The 23112-nt window shown below is 72.7% G+C and carries 21 protein-coding genes; 15 read left to right on the top strand and 6 right to left on the bottom strand.

Going from position 1 to position 23112, the window contains the following annotated elements; translation table 11 throughout:
• Positions 1-82 precede the first annotated feature (82 nt).
• Together QSK21_RS14205 and QSK21_RS14200 are read right to left on the bottom strand one after the other, a co-directional pair.
• Positions 83-1312: a lipase family protein gene (locus QSK21_RS14205; RefSeq protein WP_285696156.1), complete on the bottom strand. Its 1230-nt coding sequence runs from the start codon at positions 1310-1312 to the stop codon at positions 83-85.
• Between the two features lie 146 nt (positions 1313-1458).
• Positions 1459-2955, bottom strand: coding sequence for a PucR family transcriptional regulator (locus QSK21_RS14200; RefSeq protein WP_285696155.1), 1497 nt, complete (start codon positions 2953-2955; stop codon positions 1459-1461).
• Positions 2956-3080: 125 nt separating this feature from the next.
• On the opposite strand from QSK21_RS14200, the gene uraD reads away from it, so the two are divergent.
• From uraD to alc, 8 genes are read left to right on the top strand one after another with little or no spacing between them, the layout of a single operon-like run.
• Complete coding sequence (gene uraD / locus QSK21_RS14195) at positions 3081-3590, top strand: 2-oxo-4-hydroxy-4-carboxy-5-ureidoimidazoline decarboxylase (protein ID WP_285696154.1); 510 nt, start codon at positions 3081-3083, stop codon at positions 3588-3590.
• 5 nt (positions 3591-3595) lie between these two features.
• On the top strand, positions 3596-4468 hold the full coding sequence (gene pucL / locus QSK21_RS14190) for a factor-independent urate hydroxylase (protein WP_285696152.1): 873 nt from the start codon (positions 3596-3598) through the stop codon (positions 4466-4468).
• A 13-nt stretch (positions 4469-4481) separates the two neighbouring features.
• The gene (locus QSK21_RS14185) at positions 4482-5351 is read left to right on the top strand and encodes an FAD binding domain-containing protein (RefSeq protein WP_285696151.1); all 870 of its coding nucleotides are present in this window, start codon (positions 4482-4484) and stop codon (positions 5349-5351) included.
• Positions 5351-5830 (top strand): (2Fe-2S)-binding protein, encoded by a 480-nt coding sequence (locus QSK21_RS14180; RefSeq protein ID WP_285696267.1) that lies wholly within the window; start codon positions 5351-5353, stop codon positions 5828-5830. Before QSK21_RS14185 ends, QSK21_RS14180 begins: the two co-directional genes overlap by 1 nt.
• A complete protein-coding gene (locus tag QSK21_RS14175; RefSeq protein ID WP_285696150.1) occupies positions 5827-7170 on the top strand; it encodes an 8-oxoguanine deaminase in 1344 nt (447 codons plus the stop codon). The genes QSK21_RS14180 and QSK21_RS14175 overlap by 4 nt, the downstream gene beginning before the upstream one ends.
• A complete protein-coding gene (locus QSK21_RS14170) occupies positions 7167-9551 on the top strand; it encodes a xanthine dehydrogenase family protein molybdopterin-binding subunit (protein ID WP_285696149.1) in 2385 nt (794 codons plus the stop codon). Before QSK21_RS14175 ends, QSK21_RS14170 begins: the two co-directional genes overlap by 4 nt.
• Positions 9548-10879: an allantoinase AllB gene (gene allB / locus QSK21_RS14165; protein WP_285696147.1), complete on the top strand. Its 1332-nt coding sequence runs from the start codon at positions 9548-9550 to the stop codon at positions 10877-10879. The genes QSK21_RS14170 and allB overlap by 4 nt, the downstream gene beginning before the upstream one ends.
• Positions 10876-11913, top strand: a complete 1038-nt coding sequence (gene alc, locus QSK21_RS14160) for an allantoicase (protein ID WP_285696145.1) — start codon at positions 10876-10878, stop codon at positions 11911-11913. The genes allB and alc overlap by 4 nt, the downstream gene beginning before the upstream one ends.
• A 57-nt stretch (positions 11914-11970) precedes the next feature.
• On the opposite strand, the gene QSK21_RS14155 is transcribed toward alc, so the two are convergent.
• Entirely contained in the window at positions 11971-12207 is a 237-nt protein-coding gene (locus QSK21_RS14155) for a DUF397 domain-containing protein (protein WP_285696144.1), read from the bottom strand.
• A gap of 191 nt (positions 12208-12398) precedes the next feature.
• Positions 12399-12995, bottom strand: coding sequence for a TetR family transcriptional regulator (locus QSK21_RS14150; protein WP_285696143.1), 597 nt, complete (start codon positions 12993-12995; stop codon positions 12399-12401).
• 252 nt (positions 12996-13247) lie between these two features.
• Here QSK21_RS14150 and QSK21_RS14145 point away from each other — a divergent pair, with 252 nt between their 5' ends.
• The 6 genes from QSK21_RS14145 (at position 13248) to QSK21_RS14120 (ending at position 20257) form a co-directional block, all read left to right on the top strand.
• The gene (locus QSK21_RS14145) at positions 13248-14867 is read left to right on the top strand and encodes an AMP-binding protein (RefSeq protein WP_285696142.1); all 1620 of its coding nucleotides are present in this window, start codon (positions 13248-13250) and stop codon (positions 14865-14867) included.
• Entirely contained in the window at positions 14868-15965 is a 1098-nt protein-coding gene (locus tag QSK21_RS14140; protein ID WP_285696141.1) for an acyl-CoA dehydrogenase family protein, read from the top strand.
• Between the two features lies 1 nt (position 15966).
• The gene (locus tag QSK21_RS14135; RefSeq protein ID WP_285696140.1) at positions 15967-17139 is read left to right on the top strand and encodes an acyl-CoA dehydrogenase family protein; all 1173 of its coding nucleotides are present in this window, start codon (positions 15967-15969) and stop codon (positions 17137-17139) included.
• Entirely contained in the window at positions 17136-18437 is a 1302-nt protein-coding gene (locus tag QSK21_RS14130) for an OB-fold domain-containing protein (RefSeq protein ID WP_285696139.1), read from the top strand. Before QSK21_RS14135 ends, QSK21_RS14130 begins: the two co-directional genes overlap by 4 nt.
• The gene (locus tag QSK21_RS14125) at positions 18434-19600 is read left to right on the top strand and encodes a lipid-transfer protein (RefSeq protein ID WP_285696138.1); all 1167 of its coding nucleotides are present in this window, start codon (positions 18434-18436) and stop codon (positions 19598-19600) included. The genes QSK21_RS14130 and QSK21_RS14125 overlap by 4 nt, the downstream gene beginning before the upstream one ends.
• Before the next feature lie 72 nt (positions 19601-19672).
• A complete protein-coding gene (locus tag QSK21_RS14120; protein WP_285696137.1) occupies positions 19673-20257 on the top strand; it encodes a Uma2 family endonuclease in 585 nt (194 codons plus the stop codon).
• 17 nt (positions 20258-20274) lie between these two features.
• Here QSK21_RS14120 and QSK21_RS14115 read toward each other — a convergent pair whose 3' ends face one another.
• Together QSK21_RS14115 and QSK21_RS14110 are read right to left on the bottom strand one after the other, a co-directional pair.
• Positions 20275-20694, bottom strand: coding sequence for a VOC family protein (locus tag QSK21_RS14115; RefSeq protein WP_502871560.1), 420 nt, complete (start codon positions 20692-20694; stop codon positions 20275-20277).
• Positions 20691-21344 carry a TetR family transcriptional regulator gene (locus QSK21_RS14110; RefSeq protein ID WP_285696136.1) on the bottom strand — a complete coding sequence of 218 codons (654 nt, stop codon included), beginning with the start codon at positions 21342-21344 and terminating at the stop codon, positions 20691-20693. The genes QSK21_RS14115 and QSK21_RS14110 overlap by 4 nt, the downstream gene beginning before the upstream one ends.
• Before the next feature lie 156 nt (positions 21345-21500).
• Here QSK21_RS14110 and QSK21_RS14105 point away from each other — a divergent pair, with 156 nt between their 5' ends.
• Entirely contained in the window at positions 21501-23102 is a 1602-nt protein-coding gene (locus QSK21_RS14105; protein WP_285696135.1) for an MFS transporter, read from the top strand.
• Positions 23103-23112: the final 10 nt, after the last annotated feature.

Below are 23112 nucleotides of genomic sequence, written 5' to 3'. Positions count from 1 at the left end.
GTGCCGAGATCGACGGCGTCGCCGCCGATCTCGGCACCGCCGCGGGCGCGCAGACCGTGCTCGAGATCGGCGATCGGCCCGATCAGCAGTTGCCGGCCTCGGGCCTGCCGGCGAAGCGGTCGGCGAGCCAGCTCTGGACATCGCCGGCCGCTCCCAAGGCCGCGAGGGCGTGCTCAGGCAGCAGGTATTCGTGCCAGCGCAGCGTCGTGCCCGCACCGCACCACTCCCTGCGCAGCGTCCTCGCCTGGGAGGCGTCCACCATCTCGTCGTAGATCGCGTGGTACTGGAACACCGGCATGGACGGTGACGCGCCACCGCCCAGGCGGTTGGCGCGGAGCTTCTCCTGCCACTCCGGGGTGTTCAGCAAATCCACGTCGAGATAGTCGGACATCCGCTTGAAGTGCGCCTTGGTGAGGGCGTCCACGATGCAGTCGTCCTGGGCGTCCTCCATCAGCGCCCTGCCCGCGGCGTTGAGATGCTCGGTGAACGGCAGCTCCTGGTAGGCCGCGTCGAAGCCCACCGCCGCCGCGCCCAGCAGGATGAAGAACAGGCTGCCGTCCAGGTGCTCGGCGACCTCCGAGAGGTCCGCGGCCACACCACCCGCCGCCACGCCCTTGATGGGCAGCTCGGGCGCGTACTCGTCCTTGAGTTGCGCGGCCCATCCCGCCGACGTGCCGCCCTGGGAGTAGCCGGCCACGCCCATCGGCGAGTCACCCGGCAGCCCGGCGGCGTCCAGGCGCGTCGCCGCACGGAGCGAGTCGAGGACGGCGTGCCCTTGCGAGCGGCCCACCATGTACGTGTGGACGCCGGGTGTGCCGAGCTGCTCGTAGTCCGTCACCACCACGGCCCAGCCCCTGGCCAGGAGGGCACTGATGAACACCGACTCATAGTCCAGCCCGATGCGCAGCCCGTACGAAGGGGCGCAATGGTCGCCGAGCCCGTGCGTCCCGATCGCGTAGCCGACCAGTGGCCGTTTCCCTGGGCCGTTCCATGCCTTCCGTGGGACGAGCACCGTCCCCGTGACCGCGTTCGGCCGTCCCTTGGCGTCGCTCGACAGGTACATGACACGCCACGCGCGGGCGTTCATCGGAACCAGCGGCAGGACCCACGCGGTCACCGCCTCGCTCCGGATCACATCGCCCGGCCTGCCCGCCGGAAGCGGGGACGGCGGTCGGTAGAACGGATCGCTCTGCGGCCGGGGAGGAGCCGCCGCCTCCGCAGAGGCGGGCAGGAATACCATCATCAACACCGTCACCAGCAGTGTGCTCAGCGACGCGGCGAGCAGCCGCCCGCCCTTTCGCCCTGGTCTCATGGGAGCCTCACTTCACGGGGAGGGTCGCCCCGAACGGGGCGCGTGGTGCCGTGATCGTCCGCCCGCCCTCGGCCCCCGCCTATGACCTCGCCGATAGTTTCAGCGCTCCGGATGCCCGTCCGCGCTCAGGGGAACACGCTTGGTGATCAGCGGAGGCGGAGGGCCAGGAAGAAGTCGACGCGGTCTTCCAGGCGGGACAGGTCGTGGCCGGTCAGGGCCTCGATGCGCTGGATCCGGTAGCGGACCGAGTTGACGTGCAGGTGGAGATGCTCCGCGCAGCGCGTCCACGAGCCGTCATGCTGGAGGAACGCCTCCAGGGTCCGGATCAGGTCGGCCTTGTGGACCTCGTCGTAGGCGCGGAGCGGGTCGAGCAGGCGTTCGGTGAACATGTGCCGCACGTCGTCCGGGACGCTTGCGAGCAGGATGAGGTGCGTGCCCAGTTCGTCGTGCCCGACGACGCACACGGGGTCGGTACGGGAGGCGGCCAGGCGGCGGGCGTAGCGGGCCTCGTCCACGGCGCCGCGTAGCTCGCCCGCGCGGACGCGGTCGCTCACCCCGACGGCCAGCTCCGTGAGGCCGGGGGCCAGCGCCGACAGCGACGCGCGGAGCGACCCGGCCAGGTCGGTCCCGGCCTGGACGAGCGCGATCGCCTCGTCACCGAGCAGCCCCAGCAGGGGACGGCCGGGAAGGATCTCCGCGAGCACGGTGCGCAGCTCGCCGGGGCGCAGCCCGCCCCCGGCCGTCGCCACGACCGCGGTGAACGGCGCGGCGAGGTCGGCGCCGGTGAGCCTGAGATGGGACTGGACCTCCTCGGTCCCGGAGGCCACGAGGCGGATCAGCTCCTGGGCGAGGCGGCCCTCGGTGCTGAGGCGGTCGTCCAGCCGGGCCCGTTCCAGCGCGGCGATCGCGGCCAGCTCGTCGGTGAGGGCGCGGCGCTCGGCGGGCCATTCGGTCCAGTCGCCCTCGCAGGCGATGAACCAGTCGGCGACCCGCGACGTGGTCTCCGGGGCGACCGGGAGGAGGGTGAGGGGCGGCGAGCCCAGCACGTGGGGGAGCCGGGGCGCGGTGAGGAAGGCGCGGGCGAGACCGGGCGGATCGGCGTCGAGGCGTTCCGGCCCCGCGACCAGGCGGCCGGACGGCGTCAGCACCCAGCACCGCATGCCCAGGTCACGGCCCAGCAGTTCGAGCACCGGGTCGAGCCCGGCGCCCTCGGTGAGACCGGCGACCAGACGGCGGTGCCGGTCCAGGACGGCGCCGAGGTCGGCGGCCCGCGCCGTGGACAGCCGCCGCACCACCTGCTCGGTGACCGTGGCGAACGCGACGTGCTCGGGGACCTGGAACAGCGGGATCCGGTGCCGCCGGCAGGCGTCCACCAGGTCGGGCGGGATGCGGCCGCGCTCGACGTCCCAGGCGGCCAGGCCGGACACGCCCGACGCGGCCAGCGCCCGCACGAACACCTCCGAGTCGGCGGGCTCCTTCCACCACACCAGCCCGGTCAGCACCAGCTCGCGCCCGCTGAGGTAGCGGCTGGGGTCGCGCAGGTCGGTGGTGACGACCCACCGGATCTCGCGGTCCAGCGCGTCCTCACCCGTGATCGCCCGCAGCCCCAGTTCGGGCATGCCGAGCAGCGCACGCAGCTTCATGGTCCTCCTATTGGACCAAGCTACGAAAACCGGCCGGTCCGGGGGTGCGCGGTTCGGAGGTCTTGTGGCTTCACCGGCGCGCGGTGGCCTGTGTGTACTGCTGGCACGAGGCGGAGGAGGGTTCGGTGACCCTGGACGAGCTCAACGCGTTGCCGGCGGCGGCGGCCGAGGACTCGCTGCTGGCCTGCTGCGCGTCGCGGCGCTGGGCGGCGGTGGTCGCGGGCGGAAGGCCGTACGGGGGCCTTCCCGCGCTGCGCGACGCCGCCGCCGTGGCGTTGGACGGGCTGGACTGGGCGGACGTCGAGGCGGCCCTGCGCGCGCATCCGCGGATCGGCGAGCGGCCGGAGGGCAGGGGACGCGAGGCGTCCTGGTCCAGGCGCGAGCAGTCCGGGATGGACGCGGCGGAGGAGCGGGTCAGGACGGCGCTCGCCGAGGGCAACCGGCGGTACGAGGAGCGCTTCGGCCACGTGTTCCTGATCTGCGCCACGGGGCTCGGCGCCGCCGACATGCTCGCCGCGCTGGAGCGGCGGCTCGGCAATCCGCCCGAGGTGGAACGAGGGGTCGTACGCGGAGAACTGGGGAAGATCGTGCAGTTGCGGCTGGCCAAGCTGCTCGGACGGGAAACGGAGGGCTGAGCCGTATGGCGATCGTGCTCGGGCCCAACCGGTACGGGAAGGCGGAGACCAGGGTCGTCCGCGTGACCAGGGACGGCGCCACCCATCACCTCAAGGATCTGAACGTGGGGGTGTCGCTCTCCGGGGACATGCACGCGGTCCATCTGACGGGCGACAACGCGGCGGTGCTGCCGACCGACTCGCAGAAGAACACCGTGTACGCGTTCGCCGCGAAGCACGGCATCGGGGAGATCGAGGAGTTCGCCCTCCTCCTGGCGCGCCATTTCGTGGACGCCCATCCGACGATCTCCCATGCCCGGGTGGAGGTGGAGGAGTACGGCTGGTCGCGGATCCCGGGCGAGAGCGGGCACTCGTTCGTCCGGTCCGGGACGGAGGTCCGCACGGCGCTGGTCCACAGCGACGGGACGGGCGGGTCCGAGTCGGTGGTGTCGGGGCTGAAGGACCTGGTCGTGCTCAACTCGACGGGCAGCGAGTTCCACGGGTTCCTTCAGGACGAGTTCACCACGCTCCAGCCGACCCGTGACCGCGTCCTGGCGACGGCGGTCACCGCGCGGTGGCGGCACCGGGAGACGCGGGCCGACTTCGCGGCCTCCTTCCAAGAAGCGCGGGCATCCCTGCTGGAGACCTTCGCCGAGACGCACAGCCTCTCCCTCCAGCAGACCCTCTACCAGATGGGACGGCGCGTGCTCGAAACCCAGCCCGGGATCTGCGAGATCCGGCTGGCGATGCCCAACAAGCACCATTTCCTGGTCGATCTGAGCCCGTTCGGGATGGACAACGACAACGAGGTGTACTTCGCGGCCGACCGCCCGTACGGGCTGATCGAGGGCACGGTCCTGGACGACGGCGCGCCGCCCGCCCCGGCGGCCTGGGCGTAGGGAGGATGACGAGATGGACTTCCTGCGCCCTCTGACCTGGGAGGACGCGCTGGCCGCCAAGGCCGCCCGGCCGGACGCGCTGCCCATCCAGGGCGGCACCGACGTGATGGTGGAGCTCAACTTCGACCAGCGCCGCCCCGGCGCGCTCCTCGACCTGACGGGGATCCGGGAGCTGGCCGAGCACGGCACCGCGGACGGCCGTCTGCGGATCGGCGCGGGCGTCACCTACGCCCGCCTGGTCGCGGAGCTGGGCGACCGGCTGCCGGGGCTGGCGCAGGCGTCCCGCACGGTCGGTTCCCCGCAGATCCGCAACCGTGGCACGGTCGGCGGCAACCTGGGCGCGGCCTCGCCCGCGGGCGACGCCCACCCGCCGCTGCTGGCCGGGGACGCGGAGATCGAGGTGGAGTCGGCCGGGCGCGGCGTCCGGATGATCCCCGCGTCCGCGTTCTTCACCGGGGTGAAGCGGAACGCGCTGGAGCCGGACGAGCTGATCCGCGCGTTCTGGACGGTCCCCGCCACCGGCCCGCAGTACTTCTCCAAGGTCGGCACCAGGAACGCGATGGTGATCGCGGTGTGCTCGTTCGCGATCGCGCTGCGTCCGGGCGAGCGCCGGGCCGGGACGGGCGTCGGCTCGGCCGCCCCGACCCCGCGCCGCGCCGTCGCCGCCGAGGAGTTCCTGTCCGCCGAACTGGACTGGGACGGCGGCGCCCCGATCCCGCCCTCGACCGCCGAACGCTTCGGCGAGCTGGTGAAGGAGGCCGCCGACCCCATCGACGACGTCCGGGGGACCGCCGGCTACCGCGAGCACGCCCTGGCCGTGATGGCGCGCCGCACCCTCGCCTGGGCATGGGACGAGTACACGACCGGGAGGAAGGCCTCGTGATGCGCGTCACGTTCACCGTCAACGGCTCGAAGGAGACCGTCGACGATGTTTGGGAGGGGGAGAGCCTGCTGTACGTGCTGCGCGAGCGGATGGGGCTGCCGGGTTCCAAGAACGCCTGCGAGCAGGGTGAATGCGGGTCCTGCACGGTCTATCTCGACGGCGTCACCGTGTGCGCGTGCCTGGTGGCCGCCGGACAGGCCGAGGGCCGCGACGTCCGCACCGTCGAGGGGCTCGCGGACGGCGACCGGCTCGACCCCGTCCAGCGGGCGTTCGTGGAGGCGGGCGCGGTGCAGTGCGGGTTCTGCACTCCGGGCCTGGTCGTCCAGTCGCACGCGCTGCTCGACCGCGTCCCGGACCCGGCGGACGCGGAGATCCGCGAGGCCCTCGCCGGGAACCTGTGCCGCTGCACCGGCTACGAGAAGATCCTGGACGCGGTGCGCCTGGCCGCCGCCCGGCGCCGGAACGGGGGCGGAGCATGAGGACGATCATCGAGAACGCCCATGTGGTGACCGTCTCGGGGGAGGAGCACCCGGGCGGGCACATCGTCGTCCAAGACGACCGGATCACCGCGGTCGGCCCCGGCCCGGCCCCGGTGCGGGACGGGGAACGGATCGACGCCTCCGGTTGCCTGGCCACGCCCGGCCTCGTCAACACCCACCACCACCTGTACCAGTGGGCGAGCCAGGGCCTGGCCACCGGCAGCACCCTGTTCGACTGGCTCACCACGCTGTACGAGCCCTGGTCGAAGATGGACGCCGAGGTCGTGCGGGGCGCGGCGAGCGCGGGACTCGGCTGGCTGGCCAAGTCGGGCTGCACCACCTCCACCGACCACCACTACGTGTTCCCGAAGGGACGTGGCGACCTGTTCGCGGCCGAGATCGAGGCGGCGGCCGAGCTGGGCATCCGCTTCCACCCCTGCCGGGGCTCGATGGACCGGGGCCGCAGCGAGGGCGGGCTGCCGCCCGACGAGGTCGTCGAGGACCTGGACACGATCCTGGCCGAGACCGAGGACGCCATCGCCCGCCACCACGACCCCGCGCCCGGCTCGATGGTGCGCGTCGCGGTCGCGCCGTGCTCGCCGTTCTCGGTCAGCCGCGACCTGCTCACCGAGTCGGCGCGGCTGGCGCGTGAGAAGGGCGTCCGCCTGCACACCCACCTCGCCGAGACCCTGGACGAGGAGGAGCACACCCGCGAGCAGTTCGACATGACCCCCGTCGAGTACCTGGACGCACTCGGGTGGCTCGGTGAGGACGTGTGGCTCGCGCACTGCGTCCACCTGCACGACGCCGACGTCAAGCGGCTCGCCGAGACCCGTACCGGCGTCGCGCACTGCCCCAGCTCCAACGCGCGGCTGGGCGCGGGCATCGCGCGCATCGCGCACCTGCTGGAGGCGGGCGCGCCGGTCGGGCTGGGCGTGGACGGGTCGGCGTCCGCCGAGATGGTGCCGCTGGCGGGCGAGATCCGGCAGGCCATGTACCTGCAACGGGCCCGGTACGGGCCGGCCGCGCTGACCGCCCGCGAGGCGCTGGAGATCGCGACCCTCGGCGGTGCCCGCTGCCTGGGACGCGACGACGAGATCGGCTCGCTGGAGCCCGGCAAGCTGGCCGACATCGCGCTGTGGCGGCTCGGCGGCTTCTACGACGCGATCGACGATCCCGTGGTCGCGTTCGCGTTCGGCAAGACGCCCCCGCTCGAACGGCTCCTGGTCGGTGGCCGGACCGTGGTGGAGGACGACACGCTGGTCACCGTCCCCCAGGACGAGGCGGGACGCCGCGGCGCCGCCGCCCACCGCCGTCTCATGGAGCTGGCGGCGCGATGAGCACCCAGAGCGATGTGATGCCCCGCACCCGCGGTGGAGTGGGGGAGAGCCCGCAGCGTCCCGACGGCACCCTGAAGGTCTCCGGTGAGTTCGCCTACGCCTCGGACCTGTGGATGGACGGGATGTTGTGGGGCGCCACGCTGCGCAGCCCGCACCCGCGCGCCGCGATCCGGTCCATCGACATCGGCCCGGCGCTGGCCACGCCCGGGGTGTACGCCGTCCTGACCCACGAGGACGTGCCCGGCCACCCGCTGTACGGGCTCGGCGCCGAACCCGACCAGCCCGTCCTGGCCGCCGGTGAGGTGAGGTACCAGGGCGAGCCGATCGCGCTCGTCGCCGCCGACCACCCCGAGATCGCGCGCCGCGCCGCGGGCCGTATCGCCATCGACTGGGACGTGCGGACCCCGATCGTCGATCCGCGGGCGGTCCTCGCCGACCCGGAGGGCCACAAGGTGCAGCCGCTCGGGGGCATCGCGCGGCACCAGCCCGTCCGCGTCGGCGACGTGGACGCCGCCAGGGCGGGCGCCCCCGTCGTCGTGCGCGGCGAGTACGAGGTCGGCATCCAGGACCAGGCGTTCCTCGGCCCCGAGTCGGGCCTGGCCGTCCCGGCGGAAGACGGCGGGGTCGACCTGTTCGTCTCGACCCAGTGGCTGCACGGCGACCTGGAGCAGATCGCCCCGTGCCTGGGCCTGCCCGAGGACAGGGTCAGGATGACGCTGGCCGGGGTCGGCGGCGCGTTCGGCGGGCGCGAGGACCTGTCGATGCAGATCCACGCCGCCATGCTGGCGTTGCGCACCGGCAGGCCGGTCAAGATGTCCTACGACCGGCGCGAGTCGTTCCACGGGCACGTCCACCGCCATCCCGCGCTGCTGCGGTACGAGTACGGCGCCACCGGGGACGGGCGGCTGCTGTACGCCGACGTGGAGATCATCCTGGACGGCGGCGCGTACACGTCCTCGACCGCGGCCGTCGTCGGCAACGCGGCCTCGCTCGGCGTCGGCCCGTACGAGATCCCCAACCTCCGGATCGACGCGTACGGGGTCTACACCAACAACCCGCCGTGCGGGGCGATGCGCGGGTTCGGCGCCGTCCAGGCGTGCTTCGCCTACGAGTCGATGATGGACAAGGTGGCGGCGGCCTGCGGGATCGGCCCGCTGGAGGTGCGCCGCCGCAACGCCGTCTCGCAGGGCTCGGCGCTGGCCAACGGCCAGGTCATCGACTCCCCGGCGCCCATGGCCGCGATGCTCGACCGGGTGGAGCGCGTCCCGATGCCGCCGCCGCTGGACACCTCCGACCGCCCTTCGGGCGAAGCCCCGGGGGTCTGGGGGTCCGCCCCCAGAAGCGATGTCGACCTGCGGGACCTGCCGGGCGGCGCGTCCCAGACCACGCACGGCGAGGGCGTGCGGCGCGGCGTCGGCTACGGCATCGGCATCAAGAACATCTGCTTCTCGGAGGGCTTCGACGACCTCTCCACCGCCAGGGTCAGGCTCGAGGTGATCGGCGGCGAGCCGGCCGTGCTGGTGCACACCGCGGCGGCGGAGGTCGGTCAGGGCCTGGTCACGATCCAGGAGCAGATCGCCCGTACCGAACTGGGCGTGGAGAAGGTCATCGTGCAGCCGGCCGATCTCCGGGTGGGGGACGCGGGGTCCAGCTCGGCCTCGCGCCAGTCCTACATGACCGGTGGCGCGGTGAAGGCGGCGTGCGAGGCGGTGCGGGCGCGGCTGCTCGACCTGGCCGGGCGGCACCTCGGGCACCGCGATCTCGAACTCGCCGGCGGCAAGATCGTGTCACGGAGCGCGGGCGTCGTCGCGTCCATCGAGGAGATCCTCGGCGCCGGCACCATCGACGGGGCCATCGACGGGGTCATCGAGGAGACCCGCGAGTTCCACCACAAGCCGACCGCGGCGATGGACGAGGCCACCGGGCAGGGCGCCAGCCATGTCCAGCTCGCGCTGTGCGTGCACCGCGCCGTCGTGGACGTGGACGTGGACCTCGGCCTGGTCAAGGTGGTGGAGCTGGCCGCCGTCCAGGACGTGGGCAGGATCATGAACCGGCAGGCCCTGGAGGGGCAGATCCACGGCGGTTCGGCCCAGGGGCTCGGGCTGGCGCTGATGGAGGAGATCGTGGTGTCGGGCGGGAAGATCCAGAACCCGTCGTTCACCGACTATCTGATCCCCACGATCCTCGACATGCCTCCGATGCGGCTCGACATCCTGGAATATCCGGACCCGAACGCCCCCTACGGGCTGCGCGGCGCCGGTGAGCCGCCGACGATCTCGTCCGCCCCGGCGATCGTGGCGGCCATCCGGGACGCCACGGGCAGGCCCCTCACGCGCATCCCGGTGCGGCCCGAGCACATCGTGTTCGGCGGCGCGCCATGAGCGAGCGCGTGAACGTCCACGACCTGGTGATCCGCTCGTCGCGGGCGGTGCTGCCCGAGGGTGTGCGGCCCGCCGCCGTGGCAATCCGGGACGGGCGGATCGCGGCCGTCGCGGACCACGGCGCCCGGCTCGCCGCCGACACCGAGATCGACCTGGGGGCGACGGCGCTGCTGCCCGGCCTGGTCGACACGCACGTCCACATCAACGAGCCCGGCCGTACCGAATGGGAGGGCTTCGCCACCGCGACCGGGGCCGCCGCCGCGGGGGGCGTGACTACGGTGGTCGACATGCCGCTCAACTCCACGCCGCCGACGACCACGCCGGAGGCGCTGTGGGCGAAGCGGGACGCGGCACGCGACCAGATCCGGGTGGACGTGGCGTTCTGGGGCGGCGCGATCCCGGGGAACGCGCCGTCGCTGTGCGCCCTCCACGAGGCCGGGGTCGCCGGGTTCAAGTGCTTCATGTCGGATTCGGGGGTCCCGGAGTTCCCGCCGCTGGACGAGGCGGGCCTGCGGGAGGCGTTCGCGGCGGTCGCCGTGTTCGGCGGCCTCGTCGTGGTCCACGCCGAGGACCCGGCCGCACTGGCCGATCCGCGCGACGGCGGCTATGCCGCGTTTCTGGCCTCCCGGCCGCCGGACGCCGAGCGCCGCGCGGTCGAGCGGGTGATCCGGCTGGTGGAGGAGACCGGCGTGCGCGCGCACATCCTCCACCTGTCGGCCGCCGACTGCCTGGAACCGCTGGCCGAGGCGCGGGCGCGCGGATTGCAGATCAGCGCCGAGACCTGCCCGCACTACCTGGCCCTGTCGGCGGACGACGTGCCCGGCCCGTCCGCGACCGCGTTCAAGTGCTGCCCTCCCATCCGGGACGCGCGCAATCGCGACAGGCTTTGGCGCGGCCTCGCCGACGGCGTCATCTCGTGCGTCGTCAGCGACCATTCGCCCTGCACACCCGAACTCAAGCACGGCGACTTCGCGACCGCCTGGGGCGGCGTCTCGTCCCTCCAGATCGGGCTGCCCGCCGTGTGGACGGCTGCGCGGGAGCGCGGGTTCGGGCTGGGCGACGTCGTGCGCTGGATGGCGGAGAGCCCCGCCGCCCTGGCCGGGCTGTCCGCCCGCAAGGGACGCATCGCGGTCGGCGTGGACGCCGACCTGGTGGCCTTCGACGACGGCGCGTCCTTCACGGTGGACCCGTCGCGGCTGCGGCATCGCAACCCCGTGACCCCGTACGAGGGACGCACGCTCAGCGGCTCGGTCCAGGCGACCTGGCTGCGAGGCCAGGTCGTGGACCTGGACGGCGCGCCGCGCGGTGTGCTGCTGGAGGCCGGGTGACCGGCTTCGCCTCGCTGCCCGATCTGGCCCTGCGGACGCTCGGCGGGTCGGTGATCTCCGCGAGCGACGAGTCGTTCGCGGCGAAGGAGAACCTGCTCAACCCGTGGGCGCCGCGGTTCAGCCCGGGGACGTTCGGAGCCAAGGGTCAGGAGTACGACGGCTGGGAGACCGCCCGGCGCCGTCCCGGCGAGGACGGCGAACTGGGGCACGACTGGGCGATCGTCCGGCTCGGGCTGCCCGGCGTGATCCGCGGAGTGGTCGTCGACACGGCCTGGTTCAAGGGCAACTACCCGCCGCACGCCTCGGTGGAGGCGTGCGCGGTCCCCGGTCACCCCTCGGCGGCGGAGGTCGCCGACGCCGACTGGACGGAGATCGTCCCGAGAAGCCCGCTGAAGGGGGACACGGCGCACTCCTTCCCGGTCGACATGGCGCGCCGCTTCACCCACGTGCGGCTGAACATCTTCCCCGACGGGGGCGTCGCCCGCCTGCGCGTCCACGGCGAGGCCGTCCCGGACCCGAGGCTGCTGACCGGCCTGACCGTCGACCTGGCGGCCCTGGAGAACGGGGCGCGGGTCCTGAGCTGCTCGGACGAGTTCTACTCGTCCCCGGCCAACATGCTGTTCCCCGGGACGGCCCGCGACCAGTCGGAGGGCTGGGAGACGGCGCGGCGGCGCGGGCCGGGCAACGACTGGGCGATCGTGCGGCTGGCGGCGCCCGGACTCGTCCGGCTCGCCGAGATCGACACCGGCAATCTGAGGTTCAACGCGCCCGCCCAGGTGTCGCTGTCCGGGATCGACGCGCGCTCCGGCGACCTGGAGGACCCGGGGGCCTGGCACGAGCTGCTGGGCCGCACCCGCGTCCAGCCGGACGGGCGGCACCGCTTCCGGCTCGACACCGCCGGTGTCCCGCCGGAGGTCACGCATGTGCGGGTCGACATCCACCCGGACGGGGGCCTGGCCAGGCTGCGGCTGTTCGGCGACCTGTCCGCCGGGGGTGAGCGCCTGCTGGCCGCCCGCTGGGACGAGCTGACCTGACCGGACGGGCCGGGCTCCCGGCCCGTCCGCACCCTCTGTCAGGAGGAGCCGCCGGTGTCAGGAGTCTCCGGCCGGCTCGTCCTCCAGCAGGTCGTCGAACTCGCCGTCCTTGACCCCGGCGACGAAGGCGTCCCACTCGGCCTCGGTGAAGTACAGGATCGGCCCGTCCGGGTTCTTGGCGTCGCGCATCACGACCGCCCGCTCACCGAAGTCCTTGTGCCGCACGGGCACGTCCTTGCCAGCGATGAACTCGATGATCACACCGTCGCTGAGCACGGGCTGCTGTTCGCTCACTGCGCACCCTTGTTCTCTCGTCTGTGGATGGTCCGGCGCCAGGCTAGCGGGACGGGCGAACGCCGGACGCCGCTGCGGTGAAGTAGGGGTACCGTCCACGCGCGAAAGGCACACGATGCGGACGAGACCCCCATGGCCACGGTAACCCGGCCCCCCGACCAGAAGCCGGTCAGAAGCCGACCAGAAGCCGGTCAGAAGCCGGTCAGCAGGCGGTCGGCGATGGTCTCCAGCCGGGCCTGGGTCTCCTCCATGGTGGTGTGGCCGCGCAGCATCTCGATCATCTCCATGGTCCAGACGCTGGACAGCGCGCGGGCCGTCACCCGCCGCGGGTCGCCCTCGGGCACGGCCGCGTCCGTCCCGGTGGCGGCCCGCAGCAGCATGCCGGTCATCCGGTCGCCGAAGCCGGTCTTGACGTCCGACAGCAGCAGCGAGCGGATCAGCGCCTCGGCCAGCTCGGGCTCGCGCATCAGCCCGCGGCTGGCCCGCATCAGCACCTCCACGGCCCGCCGCGGCGGGCCCTCGGCGCGCGGCGGCCGCCGCTCGATGCTGCCCTCCAGCAGGTCGAGCTCCTCGCTCACCACGGCCACGACCAGGTCCATCTTGGACGGGAAGTAGCGGTACAGCGTGCCCAGCGCGACCCCCGCGCGTTCGGCCACGGTGCGCATCTGCATCGCCTCGACCCCGCCCCGGGAGGCCAGCGCCGCGGCGGCCTGCACGATGCGCTTGCGGCGCTGGTGCTGGCTGCGCGAGCGCACTCCCTGCTCGGTCGCCGTGGGGTCTGCGGTCACTGTCGTATGTCCCTTCCGTGCGGGCACGCGCACGCGCGCCGGCGATCCAGCCTAGCGCGCGGAAGAGAACGTGTTATCTGATCGGCCGGTCACGACGCCGGGCGAGACCGACCTCACGCGGTCGGTCAACCCTGACATGCCCGGCGAACCGGTGCGAGTCCGCCGCCGGTCGCGGCTCTGGACAGAGACTAGAATCTGTTCTAGTTTTGCGCCGTCCGGTGGTACCCGTGCGGCACTGCGGAGGTGGACGCGATGACGGTGGCGGCGATGCTCCGCGCCCGCGCGGACGACGACCGTCCCGGGCTCCGCGACGCCTCCGGCGGCAGGTCGTGGACATGGCGCGAGACGGTCGCCGAGTGCGAGGACCGGGCACGGCGGCTCGGAGCCCTGCGCGCGCCGGGCCGTCCCCCGCATGTGGGGGTCCTCCTCGACAACGTCCCTGAAATGGTGTTCTTGCTGGGCGGCGCCGCGCTGTCCGGCGCGGTGCTGGTGGCGCTCAACCCCACGCGCGGCCCCGCCGGCCTGGCCGAGGACGCGGCCCTCGCGGATTGTGACCTGATCGTCACACAGGGGCGGTACGCGGAGCACGCCGCCGCGTGCGCGCCCCTCCCCGTCCTGGACATCGGATCCGAGACCTACCGCAAGGAACTGCCGCCCGCCGCCGTCCTGGACGCGCCGGAGCCCGACGGCACCACCACCCTCATGCTGATCTTCACCTCGGGCACGTCCGGACGCCCGCGGGCCGTACGGGTCACGCACCGCAAGGTCACCGTCCCGGGCGAGCACCTGTCCGCCCTCCTGACCCCGGACGACGCGGTCTACTGCCCGATGCCGCTGTTCCACTCCGGCGCCATCATGGCCGCGTTCGCGCCCGCGCTCGCCGCCGGCGCCGAACTGGTGCTGCGTGAGCGCTTCTCCGCGTCCGGGCTGCTCCAGGACGTGCGCGCGCACGGCTGCACCTACCTGCACTATGTGGGCAAGGCCCTGTCGTACGTCCTGGCCACGCCGGAGGCGGCCGACGACGCGGACAACCCGCTCAGGATCGCGTTCGGGAACGAGGCGGCGCCGTCCGAGCAGGAGGCGTTCGGCCGGCGGTTCGGCTGCCACGTCATCGACGGCTACGGCTCGTCCGAGACGGCGATCTCGCTGACCCCCGACCCGGCGGGCCCGCCCGGCGCGCTCGGCCGGCTCGGCGGCGGGATCAAGGTGCTGGACCCGGCGACCGGTCGCGAGTGCCCGCCCGCCCGCCTCGACGAGGCCGGACGGCTGCTCAACGGGGACGAGGCCATCGGGGAACTGGTCAACACCGAGGGCATGGGCCTGTTCGATGGCTACTACAAGGACGAGGCCCCCGACCGGGTCCGCGACGGCATGTTCTGGAGCGGCGACCTGGCCTACGCCGACGAGAACGGCTACGTGTTCTTCGCCGGCCGCACCTCCGACCGGCTCAGGGTGGACGGCGAGAACTTCGGCGCCGCGCAGGTCGAGAGGGCGTTGGCGGACCTGCCCGGCGTCCGGCGGCTCGCGGTCTACGGCGTCCCGGACGCGGCCTCCGGCGACCAGGTCATGCTGGCCCTGGTCACCGACTCCTTCGACCCCGGCGACTTCGCCGCCCACCTGCGGGGATGCTCCCGGCTGAGCCCCAAGTGGACGCCCCGTTACGTGCGGGTCGCGGCCGAGCTGCCCGCCACCGCGTCCAACAAGATCCTCAAACGCGCCCTGGCCGCGGACGGCTGGCGCACGGACGATCCCGTGTGGTGGCGCCCGGGCCGCGACCTGGCCTACCGCCGGATGACGGACGACGACCGCGACCTGATCCGCGCCGAGTTCGAACGCCGAGGCCGGCTGCACCTCCTGGAAGGAAGTGGATGAGTGGACTTCAACCTCGACGAGACCCAGCAGGAGCTGCGCGGGCTCGCCGCCGACGTGCTGGGACGTGAGGCGTCCAGGGAACGGCTGGAGGCGTACGAGAAGACGGGCGCCCCGTACGACGCGGCGACCTGGAAGGCGCTGGCCCAGGCCGGGCTGCTCGGCGCGGTCCTGCCGGAGGAGGCGGGCGGCGCGGGCCTGGGCGCGGTGGAGCTGACCGTGGTGCTGCGCGAGATCGGTGCGCATGTCGCGCCCGTCCCCGCGTACGCGTCGCTCGCGCTGGCCGCCGTGCCCATCGCGGCGCACGGCACCAAGGAGCAGCGGGCGCTGCTGGCGCCGCTGAACGAGGGCGAGGCCGTGCTGACCGGCGCCTACCGCGAGGCCGGCCCGAAGGCCACGACCGCCAGGCGCGACGGTGACGGTTTCCTGCTGGACGGGGTCAAGGCGTTCGTCCCGTACGCGGCGGAGGCGTCGTGGATCCTCGTCCCGGCCCGCGTCGAAGGCGCGGACATCGGGATCTTCCTGGTCGAGCCGTCCCAGGCGATCCTGGCGCCGCAGCCCTCGTCCACCACCGAGCCGCTGTCGCGGATCGAGCTGTCCGGCGTGCGCGCCGGACCGGACGCGCTGCTCGGCGGGGCCGCGGACGGCGCCGCCTGGCGCACCTTCCGCCGCTCGGCGGTCGCGGGAGCGGTCGCGCTGGCGTCCGGGGTGATCGAGGGCGCGCTGAACCTCACGACCGAGCACGTCAAGGCCCGCGAGCAGTTCGGGCGGGCGCTGGCCCAGTTCCAGGCCGTGACCATGCAGGTCGGCGACGTCTACATCGCCAAGCGCGCCTTGGACGTGGCCGTCTGGGCGGGCGCCTGGCGGCTGGCCACGCAGGCCCCCGACACCGACGAGGTGCTGGCGGTCGCCGCGTACAACGCGTGCGAACCGGTGGTGGAGGCCCTTTACACCTGCCAGCACCTGCACGGAGGGATCGGGCTCGACGTCACCTACCCGCTGCACCGCTACTTCGCCTGGGGCAAGCAGGTCGGGTACCTCCTCGGCGGCGCCGAGGAACAGCTCGACACCCTGGGCACGCTCATCGCGCAGGAGGCGTGAGGTGTTCATCGATCTGACCGACGAGCAGAAGAGGCTGCGCGCCGAGCTGCGCGAGTACTTCCGCGGCTGCCTCGACGACGAGCAGCGCGCCGCGATCGCCGACGACCCGTTCGGCACCGCGTACATGGAGCACTGCAAACGGCTGGGCGCCGACGGGATGCTCGGCGTCGCCCTGCCCAAGGAGTACGGCGGGCGCGGCTACGGCCCGGTCGAGCAGCAGATCTTCGCCAACGAGATCGCGCGGGCGGAGGTGCCGTACCCGATCATCACGCTGAACTCGGTGGCGCCGACGATCCTGCAGTACGGCTCCGACGCGCACAAGGAGTTCTTCCTGCCGCGGATCCTGGCGGGGGAGTGCCATTTCGCGATCGGCTACAGCGAGCCCGGCGCCGGAACCGACCTGGCCTCGCTGCGCACCACCGCCGTCCGGGACGGCGACCACTACGTCGTCAACGGCCAGAAGATCTTCACCTCGGGGGCCCACTACGCGAACTACATCTGGCTGGCCGCCCGTACCGATCCCGGCGCCAAGAAGCACAAGGGCATCTCGATGCTCATCGTCGACTGCCGCGACCCGGGCTTCTCCTGGACGCCGATCCACACCATGGACGGCCGCCACCACACCAACGCCACCTACTTCCAGGACGTGCGGGTGCCCGCCGACATGCTGATCGGCGAGGAGAACAAGGGCTGGGACCTGATCGTCAACCAGCTCAACCACGAGCGGGTCACGCTGGGTCCCGCCGGGAACATCGGCCACACCTACGACCGGTTCGAGCGCTGGGCCCGTACCGCCAGGGGCCGCGACGGCGAGCCGCTGATCAACGAGCCCGCGGTCCGCCGCGCGCTCGCCCGGGTCCGCGCCTACCTGCGCGTCAACGAGCTGCTCAACTGGCAGGTCGCCGCCAACCAGGACCTGGGCTGGCTGGGCGCGCCGGACGCCTCCGCCACCAAGATCTACGGCTCGGAGCGGATGCAGGAGGTCGGCCGGATCGTCGGCGACGTGCTGGCCCGCTACGGCGATCCCGGCGACCCCGCCACCGCCGACCTCATGGAGCGCAACGACCGCGGCGCCAAGGGCGCGGTGGTCCTCACCTTCGGCGGCGGCGTCAACGAGATCCAGCGCGAGCTGATCGCCATGATCGGCCTGGGCCTGCCGAGGGCGCCGCGGTGACGGAGGACGTCCACGAGCGGCTGATCGCCCTGGCCGCCGAGCTGGCCGCGGCCGGGGAACGCCCCGCGCCGCCCTGCCCCGACCCGGTCAACGAGCCGATGATCCGCAACTGGACGCAGGCGCTCGGCGACGCCTCCCCCGCCTGGCACTCCGGCGGCCTGGCGCCACCGGCGATGATCCAGGTGTGGTCCATGCACGGCCTGAACGCGCCCAAGTCCAGCTCCATCGGCGACGGGATCCTGCGCCTGCTGGACGAGTCCGGCTACTCGGGGGTCGTCGCCACCAACTGCGAGCAGACCTACGACCGCTACCTGCGGCACGGCGAGCGCCTGCGCTCCACCATGCGCTTCGACGGCATCACCGGCCCGAAGAAGACCGCGATGGGCGAGGGCTACTTCGTCACCTGGTTCCAGACCTGGTACGACGAGCGGGACGAACGGGTCGCCGAGATGCTGTTCCGCGTCCTGAAGTTCCGTCCTGGTTCCCGCAAGGGCGGCGCGCCCAAGGGCGGCAAGTACCCCCTCCAGCCCGTCATCGGCCCCGACTCGGCCTTCTTCTGGGACGGCGTCGCCTCCGGTGAGCTGCGCATCCAGCGCTGCGGCGACTGCGGGCGGCTGCGTCACCCGCCCGGCCCGATGTGCCCGTCCTGCCACTCGCCCAACCGGGAGTACACCGTCGCCTCCGGGCGCGGCGAGGTGCACAGCTACGTCGTCCACCACCATCCGCCCGTTCCCGGCCGCACGTCCCCGTACGTCGTGGCCGTGGTCGAGCTCGACGAGGGCGTCCGCGTTGTGGGCAACATCAACCGTTGCCCGCCCGAGAACGTGAAGATCGGCATGCCTGTCGAGCTCACTTTCGAGCGGATGGACGACACCCTCACCCTGCCCCAATGGGTCCCGGCGGGAACGCCCCCTGAACCGCCCCCCGAACCGGCCCCCGACCCGGAAACCCCCGTTCTGGAGATCGAGCTGACCCCCACCTTCGTCATCTCGACGGCCCTGGCGACCCGTGACTTCACGCCCGTCCACCACGACACCGCGAAGGCCCGCGCCCAGGGCACCAAGGACATCTTCGTCAACATCCTCACCACCATGGGCCTGGTGCAGCGGGCGGCACTGGCGACCGTTCCGGACGCCACGCTGGAACGCATCGACGTCCGCTTGGGCGCCCCCGCCTACGCGGGCGACACCCTCCGCCTCTACACCGAACGCACGGACCCGACGACCCTCCGCGTGCGCGGCACGGTGTCCATCGGCGACCACGTGACCGCCACCGTCAAGCTCAGGGAGCAGGCGTGACCCTCTCCGGCAAGGCGGCGATCGCCGGAATCGGCGCCACCGAGTTCTCCAAGGACTCGGGCCGCTCCGAACTGCGGCTGGCCACCGAGGCGTGCCTGTCCGCCCTCCACGACGCCGGTCTCGGCCCCGCCGACGTGGACGGCCTGGTCACCTTCACCGGTGACACCAACGCCGAGATCGCCGTCCAGCGGGAGCTGGGGATCCCCGCGCTCCGCTTCTTCTCCCGGGTCGACTACGGCGGCGGCGCCGCGTGCGGCACCGTCGCCCACGCCGCGATGGCCGTGGCCACCGGGCAGGCCGACGTGGTCGTCTGCTACCGGGCGTTCAACGAGCGCAGCGGGCATCGCTTCGGCCAGGCCACGGCCTCCGGTCGCGCCGACTCGACGGGCCTGGAGTTCTCCTGGCACCTGCCGTTCGGCTTCGCGACGCCCGCTGCCTGGGTCGCCATGCAGGCCCGCCGCTACATGCACGAGTACGGCGCCACCAGCGAGGACTTCGGCCGTGTCGCCGTGGCCATGCGCCGCCACGCCGCCACCAACCCCAAGGCGTGGTTCCACGGGCGCCCGATCACCCTGGAGGAGCACCAGGCGTCCCGCTGGATCGTGGACCCCCTTCACCTGCTCGACTGCTGCCAGGAGTCGGACGGCGGCGTGGCGCTGGTCGTCACCTCCACCGACCGCGCCCGCGACCTGCGCAACCCGCCGACCGTCATCGCCGCCGCCGCCCAGGGCACCGGCCCGGACCAGATGATGATGTTCGGCTACTACAACGGCGACCTGGCCACGCTCCCCGCGATGGGCACCGTCGGGGCCGCCCTCTGGGCCCGCTCGGGGCTCAGCCCCGCCGACGTCCAGACCGCCATCCTCTACGACCACTTCACCCCGTTCGTCCTGATCCAGCTCGAAGAACTGGGCTTCTGCGGGCGCGGCGAGGCCCCCGACTTCATCAAGGACGGCGGCATCGAACTCGGCGGGCGCCTCCCCGTCAACCCCAACGGCGGCCAGCTCGGCGAGGCGTACATCCACGGCATGAACGGCATAGCCGAGGCCGTCCGCCAGATCCGCGGCACCTCCGCCAACCAGGTCCCGTCCGTGAAGAACGTCCTCGTCACGGCGGGCACCGGCGTCCCCACCAGCGGCCTCATCCTCACCACCGCCGACTAGACGGACAGGAGCGGCGTCGCAGGTACCCTGGCCGAGTACACGCACAGTTCTCGGCCGGGGGCGCCACGAGCCATGCCTGCGCTGACCCTTCCATTGCCGTCCGGCGACACCTGGACTCGGGCAGACTACGAGGCGCTGCCCGAAAACCTCCCAGTGCGCGTCGGCCTTGTCCACGGGGCACTCGTCGTGTCCCCACGGCCCCGCCCGATCCACCAGCGCGTCGCGCGGCGTCTGGCGACCCGTATCGAGGACGCGGCCCCGGTCGACTGGCAGGCCGATACCGACGTGGACGTTCTCCTCGACGATGACGAGACAGAACCGGTCGAGATCGCCCCCGACATCGTCGTGTACTCCGCCCAGCACGATCCCTATGACCGTCCCATCCCCGCCGACCTGGTCGCCCTCGCCGCCGAGGTGGTGTCACCGTCCACCAAGCGCAAGGACCGGCGGGTGCACCCACGGCTGTACGCGGAGGCGGGTATCCGGCATTACTGGCGGGTGGAGAACGACCAGACGGCACCGGCGTTCGCGATCTATACCCACGAGCTCGACGACGCCACGGGGCACTACATCGCGACCGGCGTGCACCATGACCGGATCGTCGTCACATCGCCGTTCGGCATGGACTTCGGGCTCAAGGGCGTCCACGAGCGTTGACCCGGCCTGGGCCGGGGTCAGGTGGCGAAGACCTGGGAGTCGTCGGCGAACGCCTTGAACTCCAGCGCGTTGCCCGCGGGGTCGTGGAGGAACATGGTCCACTGTTCACCCGGCAGGCCCTCGAACCGTACGTAGGGTTCGATGACGAAGGTGACGCCGGCGGCACGGAGGCGGTCGGCGAGGGCGTGGAACTCGGGGATCGTCAGGATCAGGCCGAAGTGCGGCACCGGGACGTCGTGGCCGTCGACCGGGTTGCGGACGCCGCCGGGACGGGATGGCGCCAGGTGGGTGACGAACTGGTGGCCGTGCAGGTTCCAGTCGACCCAGGTGTCCGCGCTGCGGCCCTGTGCCAGCCCGAGCACCGTGCCGTAGAAGTGGCGGGCGGCGTCCAGGTCGTCGACGGGCATGGCGAGGTGGAAGCGGGGGAGCGCGGTCACGGCCGGTCCTCCGCGCCCTCGGACGGGAAGTTCAGGCCCTCTTCGAGGATGGCGAACGCGGCGTCCACGGCCTCCGACAGCGTGGTGTACGGCATCCGGCCGTTGCTGAGGGCGTCGGCGGCGGCGCGGAAGGCCGCGATGACCGTCGCGGCCACCACGTGGGGACGCAGGTCGGTCTCCGGGTCGGTGCCCATCCGCTCGGCCACGGCCTGGGTGAGGATCCACTGCTTCTTCTGCGCGTGCTCCAGGCTGCCGGCGAGCAGCGCGGGGCTCTCGGAGGTCAGCGTCATCATGCACTGGAAGCGGTCGGGGTCGAAGCCCAGCTCGCCGCGCTCGCACGCGCGGGCGATGCCGACGACGCTGCGCCGCACGGCCGTCATGAGCGGCTCGTCGGCGGGGCGGTCGGTGAACACCTTCAGCAGGGCCTCGTGCTGCTCCTCCTGGAAGGTGAGGGCGACGTCCTCCTTGGAGGCGAAGTAGCGGAAGAAGGTGCGTGACGACACGTCCACCGCGTCGGCGATCTCCTCGACGGTGGTGGCGTCGAAGCCCTTCTCGGAGAACAGCCGGAAGGCGGCGTCGACCAGGGCCTCCCTGGTCCGCTGCTTCTTGCGCTCGCGCCGTCCCGCGGGGTGGGTCTCGGTCGCGCTCATGGGCGAAGTGTAACGCCCGCGGCCCGCCCGTGTTCCAAATTCTGTCGTGAGATGAATCATGTCTATCCATGACTATAGTCGTTTGACGACATCTGTCATCTCATGACACTTTGTGCAGCACGACCTTCCCTGAACTCGTCCACTGGAGGACGTTCAATGTCGCAAACATCGACTGCCGCACCCCCCGGCAAGGCCGGGGCGGAGCGGGGAGGCCGTCCGGTCCGATCCGGCCACGGCCATCCCTGGCTGACCCTGGTCGCGGTCGCGCTGGGCGTGATGATGGTCGGGCTGGACGCCACCGTCGTGGCCATCGCCAACCCGGCCCTCGCCCGCGATCTCGGCGCCGACCTGTCCGGGCTGCAGTGGGTGACCAACGCCTACCTGCTGACCATCGCGGTCACCCTGATCCCCGCCGGCAAGCTCGCCGACCGGTTCGGGCGGCGCCGCACCTTCCTGGCCGGAGTGGTCGGGTTCGCCGTCGCCTCGGTGGCCATCGGGCTGTCCGGCGGGCTCGGCCTGGTGATCTTCTGGCGGGCGGTGCAGGGCTTCGCCGGGGCCCTCCTGCAGCCGGCCAGCCTGGCGATCCTGCGCAACACCTTCCCCGCGGAACGGCTCAACACCGCCATCGGCGTCTGGGGCGCCACCGCGGGCGTCTCCATCGCGGGCGGCCCGATCGTGGCCGGGCTCCTCGTGGAGAACGTCACCTGGGAGTCGGTGTTCTATCTCAACGCCCCGCTCGGCCTGGTGGCGCTGCTCGTCGGCCTGTGGGTGATCCGCGAGTCCAGGGACCAGGACGCGGCCGGCTCGTTCGACCTGCCCGGTGTCGCGCTGCTGAGCGGCGCCCTGTTCGCGCTGGTCTGGGGGCTGATCCGGGCCGGGGCGGACGGCTTCGGCGAGGCCGTGCCGCTGGTGTCGTTCGGCGTGGCCGCCGTGCTGATGACGCTGTTCGTCCTGAACGAGCGGCGCGCCGCCCACCCGCTGCTGCCCCTGGGCCTGTTCCGGTCGGTGTCGCTGTCGGCCGCCACCGGACTGATCATGCTCGGCTTCTTCGCGATGTTCGGGACGATCTTCTTCATCACCCTCTACCTGCAGCAGGTCCACGGGATGAGCCCGGTGGACGCGGGGGTCCGCCTGCTGCCGATGACCGCCGTGTTCATCGTGGCCTCCCCGCTGGCCGGCGTCCTCGTCGGACGCCTCGGCCCGCGCGTCCCGCTGGCCCTGGGCATGGCGTTCACGGCCGGCGCCATGTTCGGCCTGTCGCGAATCGGGGTGGACGCCCCCTACGTCCAGCTCTGGCCGTGGTTCGTGTTGGTCGGCCTCGCGTTCGGGTTCGTCATGGTCGCCGGGACCGAGGCGATCGTCGGCAACGCCCCGCAGCGACTGGCCGGTGTCGCCGGCGGGCTCCAGCAGACCGCCGCGCAGGTCGGCGGGGTGCTGGGCACGTCCGTCCTCGGCACGATCCTGTCCACCCGCGTCGGCGACGTCCTGTACGGGCGGCTGACCGAGGCCGGGGTGCCGGGACCCGCCGCCGGGCGGCTCCAGGGCGCCGAAGGGCTGGTCTCGCAGGGCGTCGCCCCCGTACCGCCGGGGACGCCCGCGCCCGCCGCCGAGGCCATCACCACCGGAAGCCACCTGGCCTTCATGGACGGCTTCCAGTCGTCGCTGATGGTCGCGGGCGTCGTGGCGGTGGTCGCGATCCTGGCCGCGCTGCTCGTCCGGCGGGGCGGCACCCCGGTGGAGGGCGCGGCCGCGATCTGATCCCGTCCCC

The organism is Actinomadura sp. NBRC 104412 (assembly GCF_030269515.1).
Classification (GTDB): Bacteria; Actinomycetota; Actinomycetes; order Streptosporangiales; family Streptosporangiaceae; genus Spirillospora.
This window is presented reverse-complemented; position numbering and strand designations above follow the sequence as displayed.

Coding starts and splice junctions, on each gene's coding strand:
- QSK21_RS14180 (WP_285696267.1), top strand. CDS start 5,351: ATGCGCGTCACGTTCACCGTCAACGGCTCGAAGGAGACCGTCGACGAT.
- QSK21_RS14205 (WP_285696156.1), bottom strand. CDS start 1,312: ATGAGACCAGGGCGAAAGGGCGGGCGGCTGCTCGCCGCGTCGCTGAGC.
- QSK21_RS14175 (WP_285696150.1), top strand. CDS start 5,827: ATGAGGACGATCATCGAGAACGCCCATGTGGTGACCGTCTCGGGGGAG.
- allB (WP_285696147.1), top strand. CDS start 9,548: ATGAGCGAGCGCGTGAACGTCCACGACCTGGTGATCCGCTCGTCGCGG.
- QSK21_RS14110 (WP_285696136.1), bottom strand. CDS start 21,344: ATGAGCGCGACCGAGACCCACCCCGCGGGACGGCGCGAGCGCAAGAAG.
- QSK21_RS14200 (WP_285696155.1), bottom strand. CDS start 2,955: ATGAAGCTGCGTGCGCTGCTCGGCATGCCCGAACTGGGGCTGCGGGCG.
- QSK21_RS14185 (WP_285696151.1), top strand. CDS start 4,482: ATGGACTTCCTGCGCCCTCTGACCTGGGAGGACGCGCTGGCCGCCAAG.
- QSK21_RS14145 (WP_285696142.1), top strand. CDS start 13,248: ATGACGGTGGCGGCGATGCTCCGCGCCCGCGCGGACGACGACCGTCCC.
- QSK21_RS14170 (WP_285696149.1), top strand. CDS start 7,167: ATGAGCACCCAGAGCGATGTGATGCCCCGCACCCGCGGTGGAGTGGGG.
- QSK21_RS14105 (WP_285696135.1), top strand. CDS start 21,501: ATGTCGCAAACATCGACTGCCGCACCCCCCGGCAAGGCCGGGGCGGAG.
- QSK21_RS14120 (WP_285696137.1), top strand. CDS start 19,673: ATGCCTGCGCTGACCCTTCCATTGCCGTCCGGCGACACCTGGACTCGG.
- pucL (WP_285696152.1), top strand. CDS start 3,596: ATGGCGATCGTGCTCGGGCCCAACCGGTACGGGAAGGCGGAGACCAGG.